Raw genomic sequence first — 25,168 nt, forward strand, 5'->3', positions numbered from 1 at the left:
ATGGAAAAAGTAACCGCGAAAAAACACTTAGGACAACATTTCCTAAAAGACGAAAGCATCGCAAAAGACATTGCTGATACGCTTTCGCTAGAAGGCTATTCAAAAATTTTGGAAATTGGTCCAGGAATGGGTGTTTTAACCAAATATTTATTGGACAAACCAACCGAAACCTATGTAATTGAAATCGATAAAGAATCGGTGGAATATTTGGGCGTTCATTATCCAAAATTAGAAAATCACATCATTTCGAAAGACTTTTTAAAATACAATTTAAACGAAGTTTTTAATGGTGAACCATTTGCCATCATTGGCAATTTCCCCTACAACATTTCAACGCAAATTGTATTCAAAACGTTAGAAATGCGCGATCAAATTCCAGAATTTGCTGGAATGTTTCAAAAAGAAGTAGCCGAGAGAATTTGCGAGAAAAAAGGAAGTAAAACCTACGGAATACTATCCGTTTTAGCCCAGGCTTTTTATGAAGCGGAATACTTATTTACGGTTCCACCAGATGTTTTTAATCCACCGCCAAAAGTAGATTCTGGTGTTTTGCGATTACGAAGAAAAGCCGATTATTCATTACCTTGTGATGAAAAATTATTCTTTAGAGTGGTAAAAACTGCTTTTCAACAACGAAGAAAAACCTTGCGAAATAGCTTAAAAACATTCAATTTTTCTGATAATTTAAAATTAGACACTATCTTTGACCTCCGTCCGGAACAATTAACGGTGGAACAATTTATAGATATTACCCAAAAAATAGCAGCCGATGGAGTTTAAAATCAGCAGAGAGTTTCTATCTGAAATAGAGCAACTTATAAGTGAAAACAAGTCGCAAGAATTGCTTTTGCTTCTTGAAGATATTCACTTTGCTGATATTGCCGAAATCATGGAAGAACTCGATGATTATGGCGCTGCTTATATTTTTAACACCTTAGATTCTGAAAAAACAGCCGAAATTCTTCTAGAATTAGATGAAGAAGTTCGTGAAAAAATCTTACGCAATCTTTCACCAAAAGAAATCGCAGAAGAGCTTGACGAATTAAGTACAGACGACGCTGCTGATATTATTGCCGAATTACCGCAATACAAAAAAGAACAAGTAATTTCGGAACTTGAAGATGTAGAACATGCCAAAGACATTGTCGACTTATTACGCTACGATGAAGATTCTGCTGGAGGTTTGATGGGAAAAGAATTGGTGAAAGTTAACGAAAACTGGAATGTTTTAACTTGTGTAAAGGAAATGCGTGCGCAAGCTGAAAACGTTTCAAGAGTTCATTCCATTTATGTGGTTGATGACGAAGAACGATTAAAAGGTCGTTTGTCATTAAAGGACTTATTGACAACCTCAACAAAAACACCTATTAGTGATGTTTACATCAAAAAAGTAGATTACGTAAAAGTAGATACAAAAGATGTAGAAGTAGCACGAATCATGCAAAAATATGACTTGGAAGCCATTCCAGTTGTTGATGAATTAGGAAGATTAGTAGGGAGAATTACTATTGATGATATTGTAGACGTAATTAAAGAAGAAGCCGACAAGGATTACCAGTTGGCAGCCGGTATTTCGCAAGACGTTGAAGCAGATGATAGTGTTTTACAACTTACAAAAGCACGTTTACCTTGGCTAGTTTTGGCCTTGTTAGGAGGATTTATTTCCGTACACGTTTTAGGAATCTTTGAACCAGTAATGGATTTACATCCCGAGCTATTTTTCTTTACACCACTAATTGCCGCGATGGCTGGTAACGTTGGGGTACAATCTTCTGCGATTATTGTGCAAGGTTTGGCAAACAACACTATTATTGGTCCAGTTGTCGAACGTTTATTAAAAGAACTTTCGTTGAGTTTATTAAACGGAGTGATACTTTCTGTAATTTTATTAGCTGGAAGCTATTTCTTGTTAGGTTACGAAATACACGTAGGTTATACCGTTTCAATTGCTTTGCTTTCGGTAATTATTATGGCATCGCTAATTGGAACTTTTATCCCAATCATCTTAAATAAATACGGAGTAGACCCAGCACTAGCAACAGGTCCGTTTATCACTACAAGTAACGATATCTTAGGGATTTTGACTTATTTTACGATTGCTAAGATTATTTTGGGAATATAATTTTACTTGCTTCCCAACCTTTTCCATTTTATTTCACTCTATACTAAAAATACTAAAGTTTAAAAAGATGAAAAAAATACTTGTACTAACACTATTCTATTTTGCAACATTCGTTTTTGCTCAAAAACCAATTTTTACTACAGCTAAAATTAAAAGCGCAACCGTTTATAGCAATTCAGCTGAATTATTACAATCGGCTTCCGTTACACTTCCTACGGGAACTAGTGAAATTGTTATTAAAAACGTTGCTGATTATATTAATGAAAACACAATTCAAATTGGTGCTCCAGCTAATGTTACGGTTTTATCGGTTCAGTTTACTCGAAATTTTATTTCGGAATATGAAATTGATGAAAGTAATCCGATGATCAAAAAAGTGCGTGATAGCATTGTACTCATCGAAAAAGAGATGGGAAAAATTGCCAATGAAAAAGTGTCGTATTCCAAAACTATAGATTTATTAGATAAAAATCAAAACGTGGCGGGAGAAAATTCGGGTTTAAATGTAACCGAATTAATCAAACTAGTGGATTATTACAGAACCAAAAGAAACGAATTGAGCAATTTAGTTGATATTCTTATCGAAAAAGAGAAAAAATTAAAAGACGTACTTTCAAAATTGAATTCAAAATTAGAATTGAACACCCAAAAACAAGAGAAAACTTCGCAAGGAAAATTAGTGTTACAAGTAATGACTGATGTAGCAAGCTCTGTGAATTTAGACATCAATTACCTAACGAACAACGCTTCTTGGTCTCCCTTTTACGATTTACGTGCCGACAATATCAATTCACCAATCAACTTAATGTATAAAGCAAAAGTGATACAAAATACAGGAATCGATTGGAAAAAAGTAAAACTTACACTTTCAAGTGGTAATCCAAATCAAAACAATACGGCTCCTATTTTACAAGCTTGGTTGTTACGTTTTGGATATCCGAGAGTTTATAATAATAGTAATGCTGTTTATAATTCACTTCAAGGTCAAGTTTCAGGTGTAGCTTATGACAAAAAAAAGGAAATGGATGACGAATCATCAATCTCCAACTACACGACAATCAACGAAAACCAATTAAACATTTCTTTCGATATCGACATCCCATATGATATTTTATCGAATGGAAAAGCGCACAGTGTAGCCTTAAAAGATTTGAAATTACCTGCAACGTATAAATATTACGCCGTTCCAAAAGCTGAAAAAGAAGCCTTTTTGCTAGCTGAAATTAGTGAATATTCTAAATTCAACCTGTTGCCTGGTGAAGCAAATATTATCTTCGAAGGAATGTATGTGGGTAAAACCATGATCAATCCAAATCAAACTTCTGATACTATAAATTTAAGCATGGGAAGAGATAAAAAAATCGCTATTAAACGTGAAAAAATTGCTGATAAGTCGGGAACTAAATTCCTATCGAGTTACAAAGAACAAACGTTTACATATGATATTACCGTAAAAAACAACAAAAAAGAAGCGATTGAAATGGTATTGAAAGATCAATATCCTATTAGCTCTGATAAAGAAATTACTATTGAATTACTAGACAACGGAAAAGCAAAAGTAAACGCAGAAACCGGAATTTTAACTTGGGATGTAAAATTGGGTGCTGGAGAAACCAAGAAATACCGAATCAGTTATAAAATCAAATATCCGAAGGATAAGTTTATAGATAACTTATAAATAAGTGTTCAGTGTTCAGTAGTAAGTGTTCAGTATATAACTGATAACTTATAACTGAACACTGATTACTTTTATTAAGGCGCTGGATTCGGAATTAGTTCCTGAATTTTCTCTATTTCAGCTACAATTTCGTCTGATAAAATGGTTTCAAAAGCCTGAATGTTTTCTTGCAATTGTTCCATAGTTGTAGCACCAATAATAGTAGAAGTCACAAATTTTTGACGATGTACAAAAGCAATCGCCATTTGGGTTAATGTTAATCCGTTGGCTTCCGCTAATTCTTTGTATAATTTGGTTGCTTTAAAGCAGTTTTCATTGGTATAGCGAACAAAATTTGGGAACAATTTCATACGAGAATTCTCTGGATAACCGTTCAAATATTTACCTGATAAAAATCCGAAACCTAATGGCGAATACGCTAACAACCCAACATTTTCTCGCATTCCAATTTCCGACAAACCAACTTCATACAATCGGTTCAATAACGAAAAAGGATTTTGTATCGTGGCAATTCTTGGTAAACCGTGCTTTTCACTTTCCATTAAAAAACGCATCACACCCCATGGATTCTCATTTGAAAGTCCAATATGTTTGATTTTTCCTTCTTTAATTAATCCGTCATAAACAGATAATACATCAAAAATATTGTCTTGCCATTTTGTGTCTAATTCCTGAACTCCGCGTTTTTGAAACATATTCATCACACGCTCTGGCCAATGCATTTGATACAAATCAATATAATCGGTTTGGAGATTTTTTAAACTCAACTCCACTGCTTCATGAATACTTTTCTTTGAAAAATCCAAGGGTTGACGAATGTATTCCATTCCTCTATTAGGTCCAGCTATCTTTGTTGCTAAAACTAATTTCTCACGTTCCGATGCACCAATCTTCTTAATCCAAGTTCCAATGAAACGTTCTGTGCTTCCAAAAATTTGAGCATTACCGCCAATTGGATACATCTCAGCAGTATCAATAAAATTGATTCCTTTTTCGATGGCATAATCTAACTGCGAATGCGATTCACTTTCAGTATTTTGATTCCCAAAAGTCATCGTTCCTAAACAGATTTTACTGACTTTAAGTTCGGTATTTGGTAATGTTGTGTAGTTCATTTTAGAAATTAAAATTTAAAACTCAAAGTTACAAAGTTTAAATCAAAGAAAAAGGCTTGAATTTACAATACAAGCCTTTTTAATCAAAGTTTTATGATATATTACATTTCATTCAAAAGTTTTGAAATCTCATCTAACTTAGGAGTCAAAATGATTTCAATTCTTCTGTTTTTTGCTTTCCCTTCAGCCGTTTCATTACTACCTAATGGTACATATTCTCCTCGACCCGCTGCTGTCAAATTTTTCTTGTCAATCGCTTTATTTTCTCCTAATATATTTACAATAGCTGTTGCACGTTTTGTTGATAAATCCCAATTGTTTTCAACACCTCCACCGATTGTTCCTACAATTTTATCATTGTCTGTATGTCCTTCAATTAACACAGCGATTTCTGGGTTTTGACCTAAAACGTCTCCTAATGCTTTCACCGCTTTTTTCCCTTCTGAACCAACTGTCCAACTTCCTGATTCAAAAAGTAGTTTGTTCTCCATTGAAACATAAACCTTTCCGTTTCTTTGTTCTACCGTTAAACCCTTTCCTTCAAACGCATTAAGCGCTTTTGATAACGTTTCTTTCAACTTTTTCATTGCAGCTTCTTTATCAGCCATCATTTTCTCTAACTCTGCCAAACGAGTTGAAGAAGTCTCTAAATCTTTTTTCAATTTATTCAAACGCTCTTGTTCAGCAGTCAGCGCTTTTTGTTTCGCCTCTAATTCAGCTAAAAGCTGTCTGTTTTTATTAATATTTGCCTCTAAAGCCGCATTACTATCTTTTTCAAGTGCTTCATAAGAGGCTTTCAAATTATCTAAATTTTTCTTTGTAGCTGCATAATCTGCTGCTAATTTATCTCGTTCTGATTTAGTTTTATCTAATTCTGTTTGTAAATTATTTTTATCTAATTCTAACTGATTCTTATCTGTTTTTAACAATCCGTTTTCATCTGATAAAGCATTATGCTCTTTCTTCAAATCGGCATATTTGTTCTCCAAATCTTGATAGATTTTTTTAGAAACACATGAAGTAGTTAAACTTAAAACTACGCAAGCAAGGGCAAATTTTCTAATCATTATATATTGTTTTTACATTTTAGTATTACACAGAGATTCTCCGAGTTTTTATTATTTAGACGCTGTTAAAAAGAGACAAACAGAGACGTTTCACTTTTTATCGTTATTAAATTTGAACTTATTTTTTTTATTTTATTTCTACTAAAACAGGGCAATGGTCGGAATGTTTCGCTTCGGGTAAGATTAATGCTCTTTGAATTTTATCTTTCAAAGGTGTAGCCGCCAAACAATAGTCGATTCGCCAACCTTTGTTATTATTTCGAGCATTTGCTCTATAACTCCACCAACTGTAATTATGGGGCTCTTTGTTCAGATGACGAAAAGTATCAATGAAACCACTTTTCATGAAACCGTCTAACCATGCACGTTCCTCTGGTAAAAAACCCGAGATTTTCGCATTGCGAATTGGATCATGAATGTCTATTGCTTCGTGACAAATATTATAATCACCACAAATTACCAAGTTAGGAACTTCTGCTTTCAATTCATTTACATAGCTTTGAAAATCATCCATATACTTGAATTTATGCTCTAACCTATCAATATTTGTGCCAGAGGGAAGATACAAACTCATAACAGATACCTCTTCAAAGTCTAAACGCAGATTTCTTCCTTCAAAATCCATATGGGAAATTCCTGTACCATAAACCACATTTTTAGGTGCAATTTTAGACAAAATAGCAACGCCACTATAGCCCTTTTTTTCTGCTGGAAAATAATATTGATAAGGATAGCCTGCTGCCTCAATTTCTAATTTTGGGATCTGATCTTCTGTTGCTTTTATTTCCTGTAAACAAATTACATCAGGATTTGCTTGTTGTAACCATTCTAAAAAACCTTTGGTAATGGCAGCACGTATTCCGTTTACATTATAAGATATGATTTTCATCTAGTTCTGTAGCTTTTCTTCAAAAGTACTAAAAAGGTTTTTAAAAATAAAGTTGGATTTTACACAATTTATAAAACTTTAGTATTCAATTATGTAAAACACCCTTCAAATAACTCTTTTTATTGCGAATTTAAAAGTGCTAAAATTCAACAGAATTCTTATCTTTGTTTCTTGCTCAATAAACAAATTATAAATGGGTTTAGTTACTGCTAAAGAAGTTGCAAAAGCAATCAATGCTGATAAATATGGTGTTTTAGGAACTTTTTCGGGCTGGTTGCTCATGAAAGTCCTTAAAATTTCAACGCTCAATAAATTATACAACCGACATAAACATTTAAAAGATGTCGAATTTTTAAATGCCATTTTAAACGATTTACAAATTAAATTTGAAATCCCAGAGGAGGATTTAAAACGGTTACCAAAAGAAGGTCCCTACATTACCATTTCCAACCACCCGCTTGGTGGCATCGACGGTATTTTACTCTTGAAATTAATGTTAGAAAGAGAACCTAATTTCAAAATCATTGCTAATTTTTTATTACACCGCATAGAACCGTTAAAACCGTTCATAATGCCTGTAAACCCATTCGAAAACCACAAAGATGTTAAATCGAGTGTCGTAGGGATAAAAGAAACCTTACGTCATTTAAGTGATGGGAAACCACTGGGCATGTTCCCTGCTGGCGAAGTTTCCACCTATAAAGATGGCAAATTAGTGGTTGACAAACCTTGGGAAGAAGGCGCTGTCAAAGTTATAAGAAAAGCTCAAGTTCCTGTAGTACCCATTTATTTTCATGCCAAAAATAGTAGATTGTTTTATCTGCTGTCTAAAATTGATGATACGCTAAGAACTGCTAAACTTCCGAGTGAATTACTAACGCAAAAGGATCGCGTTATTAAAGTTCGTATTGGAAAACCTATTTCTGTAGCCGAACAAAACGAATACCAAGACATTAAAAATTATGGTGAATTTTTAAGAAAAAAAACCTATATGCTTTCTAATGCTTTTGAAGATGAAAGCAAAATTAATTTACCTAAATTAACAATTCCAAAACCGCCTAAACAAATTGCAAAACCTGCAAATCATGATCAAATTATAGAGGAAATGGCCTTTTTAAAAAAAGGTGATTATCGTTTATTACAAAGTAAAAACTACGAGGTTTTCTTTGTAACTGCAGATAAAATCCCAAATATTCTTCATGAGATTGGACGTTTACGCGAAATAACCTTTAGAGAAGTAGGTGAAGGGACAAATGAATCTTTAGATCTTGATGCTTATGATAAATATTACCATCATATGTTTCTATGGGATGACGAAACCCAATGTATTGCAGGTGCTTACAGAATGGGATTAGGCGCTCAGATATATCCTAAACATGGAATTGATGGTTTTTATTTGCATGAATTGTTCCGTTTTGAACCAGAACTGTATGATATGATGAGTAAATCTATTGAAATGGGTAGAGCTTTCATCATTAAAGAATACCAACAAAAACCTATGCCTCTATTTTTGCTATGGAAAGGAATCGTTCATACTACCTTACACTATCCTGAGCATAAATATTTGATTGGAGGAGTAAGTATTAGCAATCAATTCTCTGATTTTTCTAAATCGTTAATGATTGAATTTATGAAGTCGCATTATTATGACCCTTACATTGCACAATACGTTCATCCGAAAAAAGAATACAAAGTAAAACTAAAAGACGCGGACAAAGATTTTGTCTTCAACGAAACGGAAGCCGATTTGAATAAGTTTGACAAAATAATTGATGAAGTAGAACCAGGAAATTTACGTTTGCCGGTTTTAATTAAAAAATACATCAAACAAAACGCAAGAGTAGTGGCTTTTAATGTGGACCCATTATTCAACAACTCGGTAGATGGCTTAATGTACATTAAAATTGCCGATTTACCAGAAAGCACCGTAAAACCCGTCATGGAAGAATTTCAAGCGGAATTGGAAAGAAAAGAGAAAGGCTAATCAATCGATTAGCCTTTCTCTTTTCTTGATAAAAATCTTTTCTATTTTTTTACATCCACAACAGTCGTATTTGCAATAATATCGCCCAAACGTTGATTTTTACTTGAATTCTTTATGGTTAAAACTCCGATTATTCCAAAAGGAAACATATCTATAGGGTCAAATAAATGCCTTGTGATAGATTGACCAAGGGTTAATTCTCCATTATTTGACGTTAGTGATTTAGGTTTCAAATTCACTATCGAATTACCTACTGTAGCTCCAAAGAAAACTTCGGTTAATACAACAATTGCAAACCACATAACAAAAGGAACAATAGCGGCAACTCCAGTAACTGAATAACCTCCCTCATTATTTGGTTCACCAAACGAGTATAGATATGCAAAAATTAAGGAGTATAAAAGCGCATAATCAATAAAGCCCGCAATAAATCTTTTTCCAATATTTTTTTTATCTTCTGATTGATTCATAACAAGAATTACTTTTCAATATTTCTCTTAAAATCTTCCCAAGCCTCTTTGGTCAAAATAGGCTCTGATTTTATTTTTTTATTTTTTAGATAATTCAAAATGGTTTTGGCTCTCGCCTCTGATTCGGGATGCGTGGAAACCCAATACGTGTATTTGTGTAACTCATTATCTAAAGACAGTTCATAAAGAAAATCAGCAAATGGTCTTGGATCGATATTCGCGTTAAGCAAATATTTCACGCTTTGCATGTCGGCTTCAGTTTCTAAACTTCGGTCGTAAGCTGATGATGAAAGTGCTTTTAAAATCTCACTTAAAACCGCACCATTTGAACCCGTTGTGATCGATAATAAAACCGAAAGACCGATTTCTTTCGACAATTTTTTCATTACGTGATTGCCTTCTATATGCGCAATTTCGTGACCTAAAACCCCTAATAACGCTTGCTCGTTTTTACAAGCTTTAATCAATCCTGTATACACTACCAAATGATTATCCGGCATTGCAAAAGCATTTACCTCATCTTTGTCAATGATGTGTACTTTTAAACTGTCTCTCTCAATTCCGTTTTCTTTACAGATTGGTAATAACAAAGAATCCAACGTATTCACAATCGAATCATCAAAAATGATGGTTTCGGTGTTTTCGATTTCGTCCCAAATAATATCACCAATTGTTTTTTCGGTACCTGATTTAGCTTCTTTTACTTTAAAATGTTTCACAAAATCAATTTGCGACAACAACATCCAAACACCAAAAAAGAGTGCTACGATTACTAATCCTTTACTTATTGTTTTCATTCGTTTTGCAAATTAAATTAGTAACATCCCCAAAAAAGAAGAATTCTGTGTGTTGTCCTTTTCTTACTTTAGTCGCAATAATTAAGGTAGAGAAAAACTCAATTAAATTAAAAATCACTAACGTAATAATGTAAGCAAAATAATAATTGGTTGCTGTTTCATCATAAAACAAAATAGAAACCGTCCACCAAAAACCAGCGCTATTAAAGAAAAACAATCCCAATTGAGAAACCAAAGCTTGTGTACAATGCCATTTTACAAAAGCGGTACTTTTTCGGTTTCCTAAATAAAAGAAAATACTTGCCATTAAATTTAAAATAGGCAATGGTAACCCGCCAATTACGGCCACTAACGACATCAAATAACTATTTGATGCGCGCTCTAATTCCGATTCGTGAGGTTGATAATTAAATTTTGCGGTTGTTATCATAGTTTTTTTTTAATGTTCCAAATCCAATTGGCTATTACCAGAATGATAAGTACAATTGCGACTTTTCGTTTTCTGAGTATCGTTTCAATTTTTAAATAAGCGGTGTAAAACGTTTCCTCTTTTTGAATGAAATCATAGCCAATCCAAACAGGAGCTATTATCATTATTAGTGCAACAATAATACCAAAAGGATTGATTAAAATTGCGGAAAGAAAATTTCCGTGTGAAAGTTGCATTACAGAACGTGTAGTTCCGCAAGAAGGACAAGGAACAGTGGTTACTTTTTTAAACAAACAAACGGTAAATTCTTGACTTTGAATATCGTGTTCGTGTTGCAACGAAAAAAGCAACCAACTATACCCTACAAAACAAGCGCATAAAAGAAATAGATATAGCTTGTTTTTATGCATTATTAGAACATAAAAGTTCTGTTGAATAATTCCATGTTTTTCTCTTTGGTAGCCCCTTGGATTAAAAACCAATCCACGATAGCCCAAACGCCTAAACCACCACAAGTAAGTAGTTTTCCAACTCCCATGCCAGTATCACCAATATAAAAACGATCAATTCCATAAGCTCCAGCAAAAATTGAAATTAATAAAGAGGTTGTTGGATCTTTGAATTGAAGTGTTTGCACCATTGGCCATTTATCATCGTCCATTTGTAATAAACGTTCTCTGATGGCATTTAATTGATGACCTTCAAAAAATTTAGCGTTTGTCATCATAAACATGTCTACTTTTTGTGCTTCCATTGTAAAATTGTTTGTTTTAGTTGTCTCCTACTCGTAAGGCTTTTCGGGTGCGCCATAAAATGCTAATATAAAAATATTTTCTACATTAGTCGAATACTTGTTAAAAAGTTACAAATTTTTAAAAAATATTCTTAATCTTATTTACAATTGTCTGCGCTAACTTTTGATGACTCTCAAAAGTCCAACCTGCAATATGTGGTGTAAGTAAAACATTCTCAGCTTTTAAAAGATACTCAAAAGCGGCTGGCTTTGCTCCTTCAAATAGCGTTTCAAAAGATAGTTTTTCATATTCTAAAACATCTAAACCAGCACCTAAAATTTTTCCTGATTTCAACCCTTCCACCAAATCAGCAGTTACCACTGAATTTCCTCTTGCAGTATTAATCAACCAAAACGGTTTCTTAAATTGATTAATAAAATCCGAATTAATCATTTTATCGGTTTCGGGTGTCCAAGGGGTGTGCAAACTTAAAACATCAGCTCTTTCTTGAAGTTCGGATAGTGAAACTTGAGTCGCATAGGCATCACCTATATTGGGTAAAATATCATGACATAACACTGTCACATCAAATCCACGTAATTTTTTAGCGAATGATTTCCCCATGTTGCCATACCCTACAATCCCAATAGTTTTGCCTTCTAATTCATAGCCGCGATTGGCTTCTCGCTTCCATTGACCTGATTTTACTTCGTTATTGGCTTTGTTCAAATTATTAAACAACGACAACAACATTCCGATAGCATGTTCGCCAACAGCATTAGCATTTCCTTCTGGAGCAGCAATTAGGTGAATTCCTTTCGTTATGGCGTAATCACAATCGATACTCTCTAAACCTGCACCAACACGCGCTATAAATTTCAGATTAGTCGCTTTATCTAAAAATGTTTTATCAATTTTAAAACGACTACGAATGACAATTCCGTGATAGTTTTCAATTTTAGCTTCCACTTCTTGTTTGGATGAAGTAAAATCGGCTTCGTTATGAAAACCTGCTTGTTCTAATTGATCCCATAACAACGGATGATTACTATCGATGTGAAGTATTTTAAAACTAGTTAAATTCATATGTTGGAATTAGAAGGTAAAAGTAAAAAATTGATTTAAAAAAAATGAGGCCATAATGACCTCATACTATTTTACATATTCAACCAAATTTCAGGATTAAGAGTAGTCGTGTTTTGAAGTACTAAAAATTTAATAACAGCACTTCCTGAAGAATCGGTATGAATTTTTCCTATACTTTGTTTTATACTTACTTTTTGTCCTTTCGTCACACTAACAGTTGATAAGTTCAAATAAACGGTAATAAAATCTCCATGTTGAATATAGACGGCTTTATTATTTGCTGATATCACTTGAACTTGTAATACCTCACCTCCAAAAACAGCTCTCGCATAAGATCCTGGTTTTGTTGAAATCTCAACACCACTATTGTGTATCGTTAAATTCTTATGTACGGGGTGCGGTTGATCTCCATGTTTTAGTGAAATATAACCATCAGCAACAGGCCAAGGAAGTTTTCCTTTATTGGCTATGAAATTATCTGAAACTACTTTGCCTTCGGCTGTTAATACAAACTTCGAAGCCTCTCTGCTTCCTGATTTAGGAGCTGATTTCCCTGTTTTTGCTGCATTTCTTTTATTAGCAGCGGCAATTTCAGCTGCAACTAAACTTTTAATTTTAGCATCGATTGATTTTGCTTCTTTTTGTTTTTTATCTATTTCAGCCGCGTACTTTTTCTTATCTTTTTGAATGATTTTGGCTAAACGTTCTTGCTCCTTCTTCTCTTTCTCTAATTCTTGCTTTTCTTTTTCAGTTTGTTCTAAGACGATTTCTTTTTCTTTTTTACGCTCCGACAAACGCTTTTCTGCTTGGGCTAATTTAATTTGTTTTTCTTTAATTTCTTCACCCTGCATCTTTCTGAATCCTGCATATTGTTTCATATACTGAATACGCTTATATGCTTGCAGAAAATTCTCCGAAGAAAGAATAAACATAATTCTACTTTGTTCGTTTCTACTTTTGTATGATTTCACAATCATCTTTTCGTAATCCTCTTTCAAAACTTTTAATTCTCTATTTAACTTGTTCATTTCTAATTGTGTTAAATAGATTTCATCACTTAAAATACGGGTTTGTTTCGCCGTAGTACTAAGTAATTTTTGTCGCAATTGAATTAAATTCCTTTGCTGACTTATTTGCTTCAAAACCGATTTTTCTTTCTTTTTTTCAGCTTCTAACCTAGCTTTAGTCTCTGAAATCTCTTTTAAGACTTGAGCTTTACGCTCTTCCAATTTTTGTTGTTCGGAAGATTGTGCAAAAGATAGATTTATAAAGAAAAAGAAAATAACAATTTTAAAAAAATAATTCATGTATAGAAGATTTTTACAAAGGTAAATTTGTTTTCTAGATTTCAAAAATTAATCCAATTCTATTTGGGTATATCCGCTAGGTATAGAATAAGAATAACTCAAATTTTCATTAAATGTTGTGTTTTTATACTCAATTTCAATTGAAATCTTATCTTTTTGAGAGGCTTTTATTAGTACTTCATTGGGTAAAAACATATCATTTATCTTCTTGTGAGATGGATATTGAATTTCCAAACTTCTGTTTTTACTAACTTGATTAATGGTTTCTTTTTTCAATAAATAATTAGCTCCTTCAAAATAAAACTCTTTTGTAACTGCCGATGTAGTCGATAAAGACAATTTGAACAAAGCATCAACTACCTCAGAATTCCATCGGTCCTTTGTTAAATCATCAATGGCTTTGCCTAAAAATAAATTTTGTACTTTATTAAAATCTAAATCGGTTCCCAACCAATTGCTTAACATACTGAAATCGCCCTCAAAATAAGTCCCATTTAATTTCTCATAATAACTTACTTTTGTTGGAGTTATGATAGCTTTTGCCATTGGAATGCCAAAAAATTTGATGTTTATCCAAATAATTTCGTCTTTTTTGATACGAATATCAGCGTTCATCGAATGCGATTGCTTTTCATCCTCATAGCGAGCATTAGCTCTAATATTCAACGTCTTAAAATCAAAATCATTAGTATAATGACCCTTTATAACTTTAGAAACTTCGGTGTTCTCATTGGCAGCTGCAGTAGCTACGGCTTGTTTCGATTTACATCCGATTAAAAAAACGATTAAAAAAGTTGATAGTATTGGCTTCATTTATTTTTGTAATTGCTTTAATTTGTTGGTATACACTTGCTTTTTAGCATTATCATTCAAATTTTCGCAACTGATGATTAATTGTTTGTAAAAATTAGCTTCTAATGACTGGTTCTCCACTACAAAATCCAAGCCATTTTCTAGAGCGGTTTTCGCTTTCTTAAATTCTTTTAACTTATTATAACCCAACCCTACATAGAGATAAAAATTAGGTTGCGTTGGAAAAGACTCTAAGAATTCTTCCGCATTTTGAGTAACCTTGTGAAAATCTAGTTTTTGGATTAATATTTCCAAATACAATTCCATTGCTTCTATATCTTCTGGATTTTTCTTAAGTCCTTTCTCAAAATAAAACGATGCTTTCTCTAAATCGTTCTTTTTCCAGAAAAATTTAGCTAGTTCTTTAGCCACATTGATTTCTTTGTCATCATCAAAATACGGAATCGCTTTATCTATATCTTTCAAATACGTTGGATTTTTTACCGCAAAAATTAAAAACTCATTAAAAACACGATGCTTGATTTTTAAATCCATCCGTTCGTTTTCCAAAACTTTAAACATTGATTTGGAAGCATTTTCGCCATCGTTGTTATTCAAATGAAATTTCACCAAACTAACATGTGCCCAGTCGGAATTTGGAATTTCTTTTTCCAATTGTTTCGCTACTTCAAAAGCTTTGTCTTCTTGATTAAAACCTGAATACAACACAATCAAATCGATATAATTTTGCTCTACTTTTGGATTCTTTTTAATTGCATCTTCAAGTTGTTCTTTTTGGGGTTTCGCATAATTATTTGATTCTTGGATTCTCAATTTATAGTATTCCATCATGCTGGTCAACTTGGATTTCGATTCCATGTCTTTCAACAAGTCTAACGCTTTTCCGTGTTGGTTGGTATTCATGTAAAGCGAAACCAAATCTTCTTTCATGTTAGCATCAAACTCCACTAATTTCTCAACAATTGGAATCGATTTTTGAAAATCTTTGGTTTGATAATACACATCGTACAATCCGTTCCAATACCAACGTTGTTTGTTGTCTAACTCAACTGCTTTTTTAAATGCTTTTTCAGCATACACATAATTTTTCAAACTCAAGTAATTTTTACCCAATTCATATTGAAAAGCGGCATTTGTAGGCTCTTTTTCGATGCATTTTTGAATCGCCACAATTGCTTTATCGTAATTTTCAATACCACGTTGTTTCATGGCTTCGTAAAAATTATTTTCCAATTGGTCATCCACCAAAGCAATTGCATCAGGATTATCTTGCGCGAACAAGTAATTCCCAAAACTGAAAAGCAGGAACGTAAATAAAGCTATGTGTTTTCTTTTTATCATTTATTCTAAAACCGAATAATCTCCGATACTTACACTTGTAAAACTACCATCAAAACTAACATGATTTCCTATCATCGCGTTATCTAAATTGGCATTTTTAATATGTGCATGAGTTTGAATCAAGCTGTTTTTAATCGTAGAATCAACTACGTGACATCCTTTTCCTAACGAAACATTTGGACCAACTGTAGCATTAATCAACACTACATCTTCACCAATATAACATGGAGGAATGATAGTTGAATTCTCTAATTTTACATCATAATCAACTAAATGTTCGCCATCGTTATGTAAAAAACCTAACATTCTAGTATTGGTTTCTACTGTAACATCTTTATTTCCACAATCCATCCACTCGTCTACTTGTCCAGGCACAAATTTCATGCCTTTTGCCATCATTTGTTTGATTCCATCATTAATTTGATATTCGCCACCGTGAATAATGTTGTTATCTAAAACCGATTGCAATTCGTTTTTCAACACGGCAATGTCTTTAAAATAATAAATTCCGATAACTGCTAAATCCGATACAAATTCTTTTGGCTTTTCTACCAATTCGATGATTTCACCATTGTCATTTAAGTTTACTACACCAAAAGCTTCAGGCTGATCCACTTGTTTTACCCAAATTACGCTATCAGCAGTAGTATCCAAATCAAAATCGGCACGAATTAAAGTATCCGCATACGCAATAACCGCTGGACCAGATAAAGAATCTTTAGCACACATAATCGCGTGACCCGTTCCTAATGCTTCATTTTGATAATAGATAGTTCCTCTTGCGCCCAACTTTTGAGCAATCGCAATTAAATCTTCTTCTACTTTTTTACCAAAACTCTCATGAATAATAAACGCAACTTCATCTATTTTCTGATTTAAAACGCCAGCAATATCTTCCACTAAACGGTGAACGATTGGTTTTCCTGCTACAGGAATTAATGGTTTTGGAACGGTTAAGGTATGTGGGCGAAGACGTGAACCACGACCTGCCATTGGTACGATTATTTTCATGTTAGCCCCCTAACCCCCGAAGGGGGAATTCCTATTAGGGGTCAATAGGATTTTATTAATTAATTCGATTTATATTTAACTATTCACACAATTTTGTCAATTCCCCCTTTGGGGATTAGGGGGCTTTACTTCACTCCCGTGCTACCAAAACCACCTTCGCCTCTTGAAGTTTCTGATAATTCGGTTACTTCAATCCATTCCGCTCTTTCGTGTTTGGCGATGATTAACTGGGCGATGCGTTCTCCGTTTTCGATTACAAAATCTTCATTGGATAAATTTACTAAAATCACACCTATTTCTCCACGGTAATCCGCATCGACAGTTCCTGGTGAGTTTAACACAGTGATTCCTTTTTTAGCAGCCAAACCGCTTCTTGGTCGTACTTGCGCTTCGTAACCGATGGGTAATTCAATAAAAAGTCCGGTTTTTATGATGGTTCTTTCTAGTGATTTTAAAGTGATTGGTTCTGAAATATTCGCACGTAAATCCATTCCTGCCGAAGCGATGGTTTCGTAGTTGGGTAACTCGTGATTGGATTTATTGATGATTTTGATTTGCATTTTTAATTCTATTTTTTTTGGAACACAAATTTTAGAAATTGGAGAAATCCTTACTAAATCTATAATTCAAAGTTATTATTTTCTTCTGATAATTGTTAAAATGGTTTCTTTTTCGTTTCGGTACACAAAGTAAGCAAAAAACAAGATAGCTGCAATTCCGAAAACGTAAGTTTCTCGTAAAATGGGCACGTAAAACGAAATTCCGGAAAGCATTATCGCTAATCCTAAATACGTAAAAATCGCTTTTTTATCATACGGAATTGGGTATTTCTTTTGTCCCATGTAATACGAAATGAACATCATGGTTCCGTAAGCCAAAATGGTTGCAATTGCAGAACCCATATAACTAATGAATGGAATTAAAATCAAGTTTAAAATTAAAGTTACAATTGCTCCTACAATCGAAATATAAGCACCAATTTTAGTTTTATCAATTAATTTGTACCAAACCGATAAATTGGTATAAATCCCTAAAAAGAAATTAGCCAAAACAATTAACGGCACCACATCCATAGCATCCCAATATGTTTCTTTTGGAACCAAAATCAACTTTAAAATATCTGCAAAAACGATAACACCTAAACAAATGAAAGAACCAAAAATGACAAAATATTTAGTAATCGTGGCATAAGTTTGCGGTGCGTTTTCATTTTTAGCGTGACTAAAGAAAAAGGGTTCGATTCCTAATGTATAAGCCGTGCGGAACAAGACCATAAACATTCCGATTTTGTAACAAGCGGAATAAGCTCCGATATCAGCCATATCGACTTCCATCCAATCTAACAAGATTTTATCGAAATGTTCGTTGATGGCAAAAGCAATTCCGGCTACTAAAATAGGCAAACCATATTGCATCATTTTTTTCCACAAATCGGCATCGAATTGCCATTTGATTTTGAAATAATCGGGTAAAACGAAAAGTAAAGTAGCTAAGCTTGCTATTAAATTCGCAACGAAAATATAACCAATTTGAAAATCATCGTGATAAATGGTTTGAATGATTAGATTCGAAGATTCGTTTGCTAAATCGGGAAGAAGAATCAAAAAGAAAACGTTTAGTAATAAATTAATTAAGACGTTTGAAATCTTAATTACGGCATATTTTATAGGACGACCTTCGGCTCTAATTTTAGAAAACGGAATAATGGCCAACGCATCTAAAGCTAAAATCCAAATAGTAAAAACGATATATTCCACATTAATTTCTGACCAAAGTGCTAAATCTTTTCGAAATAAAAGAAACAAAACTAAAAACCCTATCGTTGACCAAAAGAGTGAAATAGTTGCCGTAGAAATTACTTTGCTTTTATTGTTTTCGGAATTATAAAATCGGAAAAAAGCGGTTTCCATTCCGTAAGATAAAATCACATTGAAGAAAACCAAATAAGAAAAAATAACTGAAACTTCCCCCATTTTTTCTTTATCAGTTAGATAGTAGACAAAAATTGGGTTTAGAATGAAACTGATAATTCTTGGCAAAACGGTTGCGATGCCATAGATTGCCGTTTGTTTAAAAAGACTTTTGTAGAGACTCAATTTCGTTTGGTTTTAGATAAACAAATGTAATTAAAACTTTGGCTTTGCCGAAGGATATTCCAAGCTTGGTTTTTCAATTACATTCGTAATTTTTTGTTGGTATTCTTTACCGTTTTTTGAAAATACTAAAATAGCTTCCTTGTCAGCTAATATTAAGGCATTTTTTGGGCTGGTATAAATTTGAGTATCATCCTCTTCAGATTTTTGTTGATTGCCTTCAGTTTTTATTCTCGCAATTAAATGTAATTCATCTTGATTCTCAAAAGTGACTTCGTATCCTCTAAAAATTACTTTTTTTAGTTCAATATTAGGAGGCAGTTCCGATTTTAAATCAATATAAAAATTAATCCCACTTCCCCCACCACGAATACCAGCTACCCAAGATTGATAAGAAGCCTCAATCGCTGATTCTTTAATGATTACATCCTGACTAGAACAACTCGTAACTAAAATCAAGAATAGTATTGAAATATAATGCTTCATAATTCCTATTTTAAATATTTCACAAAATGAAATCCTTTGGGGACAAATCCGTGATTCATGTAGAATTTTTGTGCTCCAAAATTGGTAGTATATGCATCTAAAGCAATCATATTACAATTTTCATCAATGGCCTTTTGGTTGAGATAATTCGTCATAATACTTCCTATTCCTTTAGAACGAAAATCTTCATGTACGACCACATTATCCATTTCTAAGTATTTTCCGCACCACAATTTTGTTCCAATCCAAAATCCAGCTAAACCCATCGTGATACCGTTTTCTACTACAATTAATTGTTTATAATTATGCGGGATCATTTTGTCTAACAAATCACCATAAATTTCAAGCGTATAATCGGGATATAACTGTTGGATAATGGATAGTTGTTCCAACATATCGGCTTTATTTCCTAATTCAATTAACTGAGGCATTTTATTTTTGTAATAGATTTTCGTTAAATAAGTCTAAAATTCTTCGGTATTCGTCTATCCAAGAATAGGTTTCTGTAAAACCGTGTGCTTCAACTGGGAAAACTGCTAAATCCCAATCTTTTTTCCCTAATTCAATAAAACGTTGTGTTAATCTCACAATGTCTTGAAATTGTACATTGTCATCGACCATTCCGTGTAACATCAACAATTTATCTTGTAAGTTATTGGCGAAATAAATAGGTGAACTTTTCTTGTATGCTTCAGGATCGGTTTCTGGGAAATTCAAAATATTTGACGTGTAACCGTGATTGTAATGCGCCCAATCGGTAACCGAACGCAAAGCAGCTCCAGCTTTGAATTCGCCAGGTTCAGTTAATAATGCCATTAAGGTGATGAAACCGCCATACGAACCACCGTAAATTCCCACTCGATCGGCATCAATTCCTAAATTTTGAACCAAATAGTTCTTTCCATCCAGTTGGTCGGATAAATCTTTTCCGCCCATGTGACGGTAGATTCCCGTTCTAAAATCACGCCCGTAACCATCACTAGCTCTATAATCGATGTCTAAAACCGTGTAACCTAAATCGGTTAACATATTGTGAAACATGTATTCTCTGTGATAAGTACTCCAATAATTGTGCGCGTTTTGCAAATATCCTGCACCGTGAACAAAAATAACTGCGGCTTTGTTCTTGTTTTCTACTTTTGGTTGATACAAACGTGCGTAAACATTGGTTCCGTCTTCGGCTTTAAAAGTGATAACTTCTGGTGTTTTCCAATTGTATTTTTTGAATTCTGGCGTAGTTGAAAACGTAATTTGTTTTAATTCCGAATTCGGTTTGTTAGTTCCAACGTACAATTCCCAAGGTTTGTTTTTATAAGAATAACGCACTAAAAGCGTTTTTTCATCTGGTGATAATTCAACTTCGTAGTTACCATCATTCGTTAAAATTCCAGTCATTTTTTTAGAAGTGATGTCCAATTTATAAAAACTTCTATTTCCTGGATGTGTTGTCGTAGTCGTAATGTAAAATGATTTTTTATCGTTGGATAATTTCACTTCACGAACTTCCCAATTCCCATTTGTTAACGATTCTTTTTTCTTAGTCTCCAGATTGTACGTGTACAAATGCGAAAAACCAGTAGCTTCCGATTGAAAATAAAAAGTGGAATTATCAATAAAAGCCAATGTTCCACCACCGAAACTATAGCCTGGAATTCCAGGTCCGCCAATCCAAGCTACGTCGTGTTGGTGGTCTAACTCTAAGATTTTTCCTGAAATTAAATCCAATTGCACTATCCAGCGATGTTTGTTGTCTTGACTTCTGATTTCTAAAACGGCATTTTTCCCATCTGGACTGTATACCGGACTCATCATTACAACCGCGGTTTCGTAATCCGATTTGTCTTTTAGATTTTCGTATTCTTGATAGTATTTTGGTGCCTCTTTGATTCCCGTTAAATTGGAAAACGAAACGTAATACGTAGTGTCTTTCGCTACATTGAAAATTCCGAATTTATGTTTACTAAAATTATCAACTGAGACTTTTGCTCGTGCTCTTTCTTGACGTGTAAATCCATCAGCAGTGATGAAATTTTCTACATTTGTGGAAGCTTGATTTGGATAATCGGAAAGTCTGAAGGTTACAAATTTTCCATCTGGTGATGCTTTAATTTGCTCCAAAGAAGATTTATCGTAAAAGATTTCTTTTGGAAATTTCTCTTTCCTGTTTTTAGATTTTTCTTCATACCATTTTGAAGCTGCTTCTTCATCGCGCACAAATTGAAACAATTCTTTTTGTTGATTTTTTAAGAACGAATCTTCTTCTTTTGATGCTTTATTTTCTTTTCCAGGTTTAAAATTGGTCAACTGAACAATCGAAAAATCTTTGGTATTGAATTGATATACATTTCTATTTTGCTGAAAGAAAATCACATCAGCATTCGTGCTTCTTTCTACCGAGTTAATTCTATCGGCTAATTGAATGACTTTTTTGGTCTTTTTAGTGGATTTGGTATACGAATACAAAACCCCTTGATTCGTATAATACACCACGTCATACTCTTTTTGTGCTACCATAAAATCCAAATCATAAATTGGATTTGAAGTCGTTACTTTTTGTGGGGTTTTCAACGTAGCATTCCAGAAATAAGAGCTATTTCCTATTTCATTATTCGGATTCCAATCAAACAAAACGGTTTGCCCATCAATAGACCAACGGTGATTATCGGGTTGGTGTCCGATGAATTCATTTCCTTTCATGATGTCTTCTAAACGAAGAGTTTGTGCCGAAGCCAAAAAGGTAAAAAGTAGTAGAACGAAAGATGTATATTTTTTCATTGGTGAATTGTTATTCTTACAAATATACCAATAAAAGTAAATGAGGAAAAAAAGGTTTTGTTAAATGAAATGAAGTAAGAGAAGAATTTGTATCGAAATGAATTTAATTATTCCAACAAAAACTCAATAAAATAAATTACTGAAGTAATTAAGCACAGACCTATGATAATCCAATCCTTTACAATTCCAACTTTCTTAAAATCTTTATTTAAAACTTCTTCTTTCTCTTTTCTCTTATTTAGCCACCATTTATGGAATTTAAAATAAATAAAAGCTGCTGCTAAAAACAAAATACTATACAAGAGACTATTATTTATCATAATATAAAGTTTAGTTAGAATCTTATTTAGAATAAGTGCATATAATTAGAAAACTCAAGATATAGCTGATACACAAATATAAAACAAAAAAGTCCCGAATAAATCGGGACTCTTTATAATATCTAAATTAAAATTAATTATTCAAAGCTTCTGCTCCACCAACGATTTCTAAGATTTCATTTGTAATAGCTGCTTGACGTGCTTTGTTGTATGTTAATTTTAATTGGTCTCTTAATTCTGTAGCGTTATCGGTTGCTTTATGCATTGCTGTCATACGTGCTCCGTGTTCTGCTGCAAATGAATCTCTAATAGATTTGTATAATTGTGTTTTTAATGATTTTGGAATCAAAGTCAACACAATTTCTTCTTTAGATGGTTCAAAAATATAATCAGATGCTACTACTTCGCCACCCACAATTGGAGCTAAAGGTAAAAACTGTTGCGTTCTAACAATTTGAGTCGCTGCATTTTTAAATTCGTTGTAAACAATTTCGATTTTATCGTAATCACCTGCTACGAATTTATCCATTAACTGTTGTGCAATTGCTGCAGCATTGTCAAAAGTCAATTGATCGAAAACACCGTTTTGAACGTCAATCACATTATGTGTTTTACGTAAAACGTCGTTTCCTTTTTTACCGATAGCAAAAACATCAACTTGTTTTCCTTGGTAAGCATCTGCTACTACTTTAACTTGTTTGATAACGTTTGTATTAAACGCACCACACAAACCTCTATTAGAAGTAACAGCTACAACAAGCACTCTTTTTATTTCTCTTTGAGTTGTAAAAGCCCCACCTACTTCTCCTTCAAGAGTAGCACTTAAGTTTTGTAATAGCTCCGTAAGTTTTTCTGCATACGGACGCATAGCCGTAATAGCATCTTGCGCTTTTTTTAATTTAGCCGCAGAAACCATTTTCATCGCCGATGTAATTTGCATCGTAGATGAAACAGAAGTAATCCTATTACGTATTTCCTTTAAGTTTGCCATGTTTTTATAGTAATTAGTAATTAGTGAATAGTAATTAGCTCTTCACTAATCACTATTCACTTTTCACTGAAAATTAATTATATTTTGCTGAAATTTCTTTAGCTACTTTTTCTAAAACGTCAGTGATAGCGTCATCAAACTTACCTGATTTAAGTGCGTCTAATGTATCTCTGTGTTTTGCATTTAAGAACTCTAAATAATCTTTTTCGAATTCTTTTACTTTGTCAACAGGTACATTTCTTAACAAGTTTTTAGAACCTGCATAAATAATTGCTACCTGATCTTCTACTGTAAAAGGAGAGTTTAAACCTTGTTTTAAAATTTCAACATTTCTCTTACCTTTTTCAATTACATTTAAAGTAACTGCATCTAAGTCAGAACCAAATTTCGCGAAAGCTTCTAATTCACGGAATTGTGCTTGGTCTAATTTTAATGTACCAGCTACTTTTTTCATGGATTTGATTTGTGCATTACCTCCAACACGAGATACTGAAATACCTACGTTGATAGCAGGACGAACACCCGAGTTGAATAAATCACCATCTAAGAAAATCTGTCCGTCTGTAATCGAAATTACGTTTGTTGGGATATAAGCAGAAACGTCACCTGCTTGAGTTTCGATAATTGGTAGCGCTGTTAACGAACCACCACCTTTAACAATTCCTTTAATAGAATCTGGTAAATCGTTCATATTTCTAGCGATTTCGTCGTTAGCGATAACTTTACAAGCTCTTTCTAATAAACGAGAGTGTAAGTAGAAAACGTCTCCAGGGTAAGCCTCACGTCCTGGTGGTCTTCTTAATAATAAAGATACCTCACGATACGCTACTGCTTGTTTAGATAAATCATCATAAACAATTAAAGCTGGACGACCAGAATCTCTAAAATACTCACCAATTGCAGCACCTGCCATAGGAGCATATACTTGCATTGGAGCTGGGTCAGAAGCATTAGCAGCAACGATAACGGTATAAGCCATTGCCCCTTTTTCTTCTAACATTTTTGCAATCCCTGCTACAGTTGAAGCTTTTTGCCCAATTGCAACATATATACAGAATACAGGTTTTCCTGCATCGTAAAATTCTTTTTGATTTAAGATAGTATCGATACAAACTGTTGATTTACCAGTTTGACGGTCACCAATAACCAACTCACGTTGGCCTCTACCAACCGGGATCATGGCATCAACTGCTTTTACTCCTGTTTGTAATGGTTCAGTTACGGGTTGACGGAAGATAACTCCAGGAGCTTTTCTTTCTAATGGCATCTCATATAACTCACCACCGATTGGACCTTTACCGTCGATTGGGTTACCTAAAGTATCTACAACACGACCTACCATTTGCTCTCCTACTTTAAGAGAAGCAATACGTTGTGTTCTTTTTACTGTAGAACCTTCTTTGATACCTGTTGATGGCCCTAAAAGTACTACCCCAACATTGTCTTCTTCTAAGTTCAATACGATAGCCTCTAATCCGTTTTCGAATTGTACTAACTCACCGTATTGAGCGTTTGATAATCCGTAAACTCGAGCGATACCGTCTCCAACTTGAAGTACTGTTCCAACTTCCTCTAACGATGCACCAGATTCAAAACCTGATAATTGTTGTTTTAATATTGCTGAAATTTCAGCAGGTTTAATTTCCGCCATTTTGATAT

General features: G+C 33.6%; 25 protein-coding genes. 4 read left to right on the plus strand and 21 right to left on the minus strand.

Annotated elements, in window-relative coordinates:
- The 3 genes from rsmA to BUE95_RS03085 all read left to right on the plus strand — a co-directional run bounded on the left by rsmA (nt 1) and on the right by BUE95_RS03085 (nt 3,800).
- Nucleotides 1-780, plus strand: coding sequence for a 16S rRNA (adenine(1518)-N(6)/adenine(1519)-N(6))-dimethyltransferase RsmA (gene rsmA / locus BUE95_RS03075; protein ID WP_073581293.1), 780 nt, complete (start codon nt 1-3; stop codon nt 778-780).
- Nucleotides 770-2,122, plus strand: a complete 1,353-nt coding sequence (gene mgtE, locus BUE95_RS03080) for a magnesium transporter (protein ID WP_073581295.1) — start codon at nt 770-772, stop codon at nt 2,120-2,122. The genes rsmA and mgtE overlap by 11 nt, the downstream gene beginning before the upstream one ends.
- A 67-nt stretch (nt 2,123-2,189) precedes the next feature.
- Nucleotides 2,190-3,800: a DUF4139 domain-containing protein gene (locus tag BUE95_RS03085; RefSeq protein ID WP_073581297.1), complete on the plus strand. Its 1,611-nt coding sequence runs from the start codon at nt 2,190-2,192 to the stop codon at nt 3,798-3,800.
- Nucleotides 3,801-3,874: 74 nt separating this feature from the next.
- Here the strand turns inward: BUE95_RS03085 and BUE95_RS03090 are convergent, their stop codons facing one another.
- The 3 genes from BUE95_RS03090 to BUE95_RS03100 all read right to left on the minus strand — a co-directional run bounded on the left by BUE95_RS03090 (nt 3,875) and on the right by BUE95_RS03100 (nt 6,871).
- Nucleotides 3,875-4,915, minus strand: coding sequence for an aldo/keto reductase (locus BUE95_RS03090; protein ID WP_073581299.1), 1,041 nt, complete (start codon nt 4,913-4,915; stop codon nt 3,875-3,877).
- Between the two features lie 101 nt (nt 4,916-5,016).
- A complete protein-coding gene (locus tag BUE95_RS03095; RefSeq protein WP_073581301.1) occupies nt 5,017-5,982 on the minus strand; it encodes an OmpA family protein in 966 nt (321 codons plus the stop codon).
- 127 nt (nt 5,983-6,109) lie between these two features.
- Nucleotides 6,110-6,871, minus strand: a complete 762-nt coding sequence (locus tag BUE95_RS03100; protein ID WP_073581303.1) for an exodeoxyribonuclease III — start codon at nt 6,869-6,871, stop codon at nt 6,110-6,112.
- 193 nt (nt 6,872-7,064) lie between these two features.
- On the opposite strand from BUE95_RS03100, the gene BUE95_RS03105 reads away from it, so the two are divergent.
- Complete coding sequence (locus BUE95_RS03105) at nt 7,065-8,855, plus strand: GNAT family N-acyltransferase (protein WP_073581305.1); 1,791 nt, start codon at nt 7,065-7,067, stop codon at nt 8,853-8,855.
- Nucleotides 8,856-8,896: 41 nt separating this feature from the next.
- Here BUE95_RS03105 and BUE95_RS03110 read toward each other — a convergent pair whose 3' ends face one another.
- From BUE95_RS03110 to atpA, 18 genes are all read right to left on the minus strand, one after another.
- The gene (locus BUE95_RS03110) at nt 8,897-9,325 is read right to left on the minus strand and encodes an RDD family protein (RefSeq protein WP_073581307.1); all 429 of its coding nucleotides are present in this window, start codon (nt 9,323-9,325) and stop codon (nt 8,897-8,899) included.
- Nucleotides 9,326-9,333: 8 nt separating this feature from the next.
- The gene (locus BUE95_RS03115) at nt 9,334-10,122 is read right to left on the minus strand and encodes a M48 family metallopeptidase (protein ID WP_073581309.1); all 789 of its coding nucleotides are present in this window, start codon (nt 10,120-10,122) and stop codon (nt 9,334-9,336) included.
- Entirely contained in the window at nt 10,106-10,552 is a 447-nt protein-coding gene (locus BUE95_RS03120) for a magnetosome magnetite crystal formation protein family (RefSeq protein ID WP_073581311.1), read from the minus strand. The genes BUE95_RS03115 and BUE95_RS03120 overlap by 17 nt, the downstream gene beginning before the upstream one ends.
- Entirely contained in the window at nt 10,549-10,962 is a 414-nt protein-coding gene (locus tag BUE95_RS03125) for a DUF2752 domain-containing protein (RefSeq protein ID WP_073581313.1), read from the minus strand. Before BUE95_RS03125 ends, BUE95_RS03120 begins: the two co-directional genes overlap by 4 nt.
- 2 nt (nt 10,963-10,964) lie before the next feature.
- The gene (locus tag BUE95_RS03130; protein WP_073581315.1) at nt 10,965-11,306 is read right to left on the minus strand and encodes a TM2 domain-containing protein; all 342 of its coding nucleotides are present in this window, start codon (nt 11,304-11,306) and stop codon (nt 10,965-10,967) included.
- A gap of 118 nt (nt 11,307-11,424) precedes the next feature.
- A complete protein-coding gene (locus tag BUE95_RS03135; RefSeq protein ID WP_073581317.1) occupies nt 11,425-12,372 on the minus strand; it encodes a 2-hydroxyacid dehydrogenase in 948 nt (315 codons plus the stop codon).
- Between the two features lie 71 nt (nt 12,373-12,443).
- Nucleotides 12,444-13,679, minus strand: coding sequence for a murein hydrolase activator EnvC family protein (locus BUE95_RS03140; RefSeq protein ID WP_073581319.1), 1,236 nt, complete (start codon nt 13,677-13,679; stop codon nt 12,444-12,446).
- Between the two features lie 48 nt (nt 13,680-13,727).
- On the minus strand, nt 13,728-14,492 hold the full coding sequence (locus BUE95_RS03145) for a lipoprotein insertase outer membrane protein LolB1 (protein ID WP_073581321.1): 765 nt from the start codon (nt 14,490-14,492) through the stop codon (nt 13,728-13,730).
- Nucleotides 14,493-15,833, minus strand: coding sequence for a tetratricopeptide repeat protein (locus BUE95_RS03150; RefSeq protein ID WP_073581323.1), 1,341 nt, complete (start codon nt 15,831-15,833; stop codon nt 14,493-14,495).
- The gene (locus BUE95_RS03155; RefSeq protein ID WP_073581325.1) at nt 15,834-16,844 is read right to left on the minus strand and encodes a sugar phosphate nucleotidyltransferase; all 1,011 of its coding nucleotides are present in this window, start codon (nt 16,842-16,844) and stop codon (nt 15,834-15,836) included. It lies immediately after the preceding gene.
- A 125-nt stretch (nt 16,845-16,969) separates the two neighbouring features.
- Nucleotides 16,970-17,404, minus strand: a complete 435-nt coding sequence (dut, locus tag BUE95_RS03160) for a dUTP diphosphatase (RefSeq protein WP_073581327.1) — start codon at nt 17,402-17,404, stop codon at nt 16,970-16,972.
- Between the two features lie 75 nt (nt 17,405-17,479).
- Nucleotides 17,480-18,940, minus strand: a complete 1,461-nt coding sequence (locus tag BUE95_RS03165; RefSeq protein ID WP_073581329.1) for a lipopolysaccharide biosynthesis protein — start codon at nt 18,938-18,940, stop codon at nt 17,480-17,482.
- A 30-nt stretch (nt 18,941-18,970) separates the two neighbouring features.
- Nucleotides 18,971-19,423 carry a hypothetical protein gene (locus BUE95_RS03170; protein ID WP_073581331.1) on the minus strand — a complete coding sequence of 151 codons (453 nt, stop codon included), beginning with the start codon at nt 19,421-19,423 and terminating at the stop codon, nt 18,971-18,973.
- A gap of 5 nt (nt 19,424-19,428) precedes the next feature.
- Nucleotides 19,429-19,854 (minus strand): GNAT family N-acetyltransferase, encoded by a 426-nt coding sequence (locus BUE95_RS03175; protein ID WP_073581333.1) that lies wholly within the window; start codon nt 19,852-19,854, stop codon nt 19,429-19,431.
- Nucleotide 19,855: 1 nt separating this feature from the next.
- Nucleotides 19,856-22,198 (minus strand): S9 family peptidase, encoded by a 2,343-nt coding sequence (locus BUE95_RS03180; protein ID WP_073581335.1) that lies wholly within the window; start codon nt 22,196-22,198, stop codon nt 19,856-19,858.
- 107 nt (nt 22,199-22,305) lie between these two features.
- A complete protein-coding gene (locus tag BUE95_RS03185; protein ID WP_073581338.1) occupies nt 22,306-22,518 on the minus strand; it encodes a hypothetical protein in 213 nt (70 codons plus the stop codon).
- A 133-nt stretch (nt 22,519-22,651) separates the two neighbouring features.
- Nucleotides 22,652-23,509 (minus strand): ATP synthase F1 subunit gamma, encoded by an 858-nt coding sequence (gene atpG / locus BUE95_RS03190; protein ID WP_073581340.1) that lies wholly within the window; start codon nt 23,507-23,509, stop codon nt 22,652-22,654.
- A 73-nt stretch (nt 23,510-23,582) separates the two neighbouring features.
- Nucleotides 23,583-25,160, minus strand: a complete 1,578-nt coding sequence (gene atpA, locus BUE95_RS03195) for a F0F1 ATP synthase subunit alpha (protein WP_073581342.1) — start codon at nt 25,158-25,160, stop codon at nt 23,583-23,585.
- Nucleotides 25,161-25,168: the final 8 nt, after the last annotated feature.

Origin of the sequence: Flavobacterium cucumis, from assembly GCF_900148835.1 — a bacterium.
GTDB lineage: Bacteria > Bacteroidota > Bacteroidia > Flavobacteriales > Flavobacteriaceae > Flavobacterium > Flavobacterium cucumis.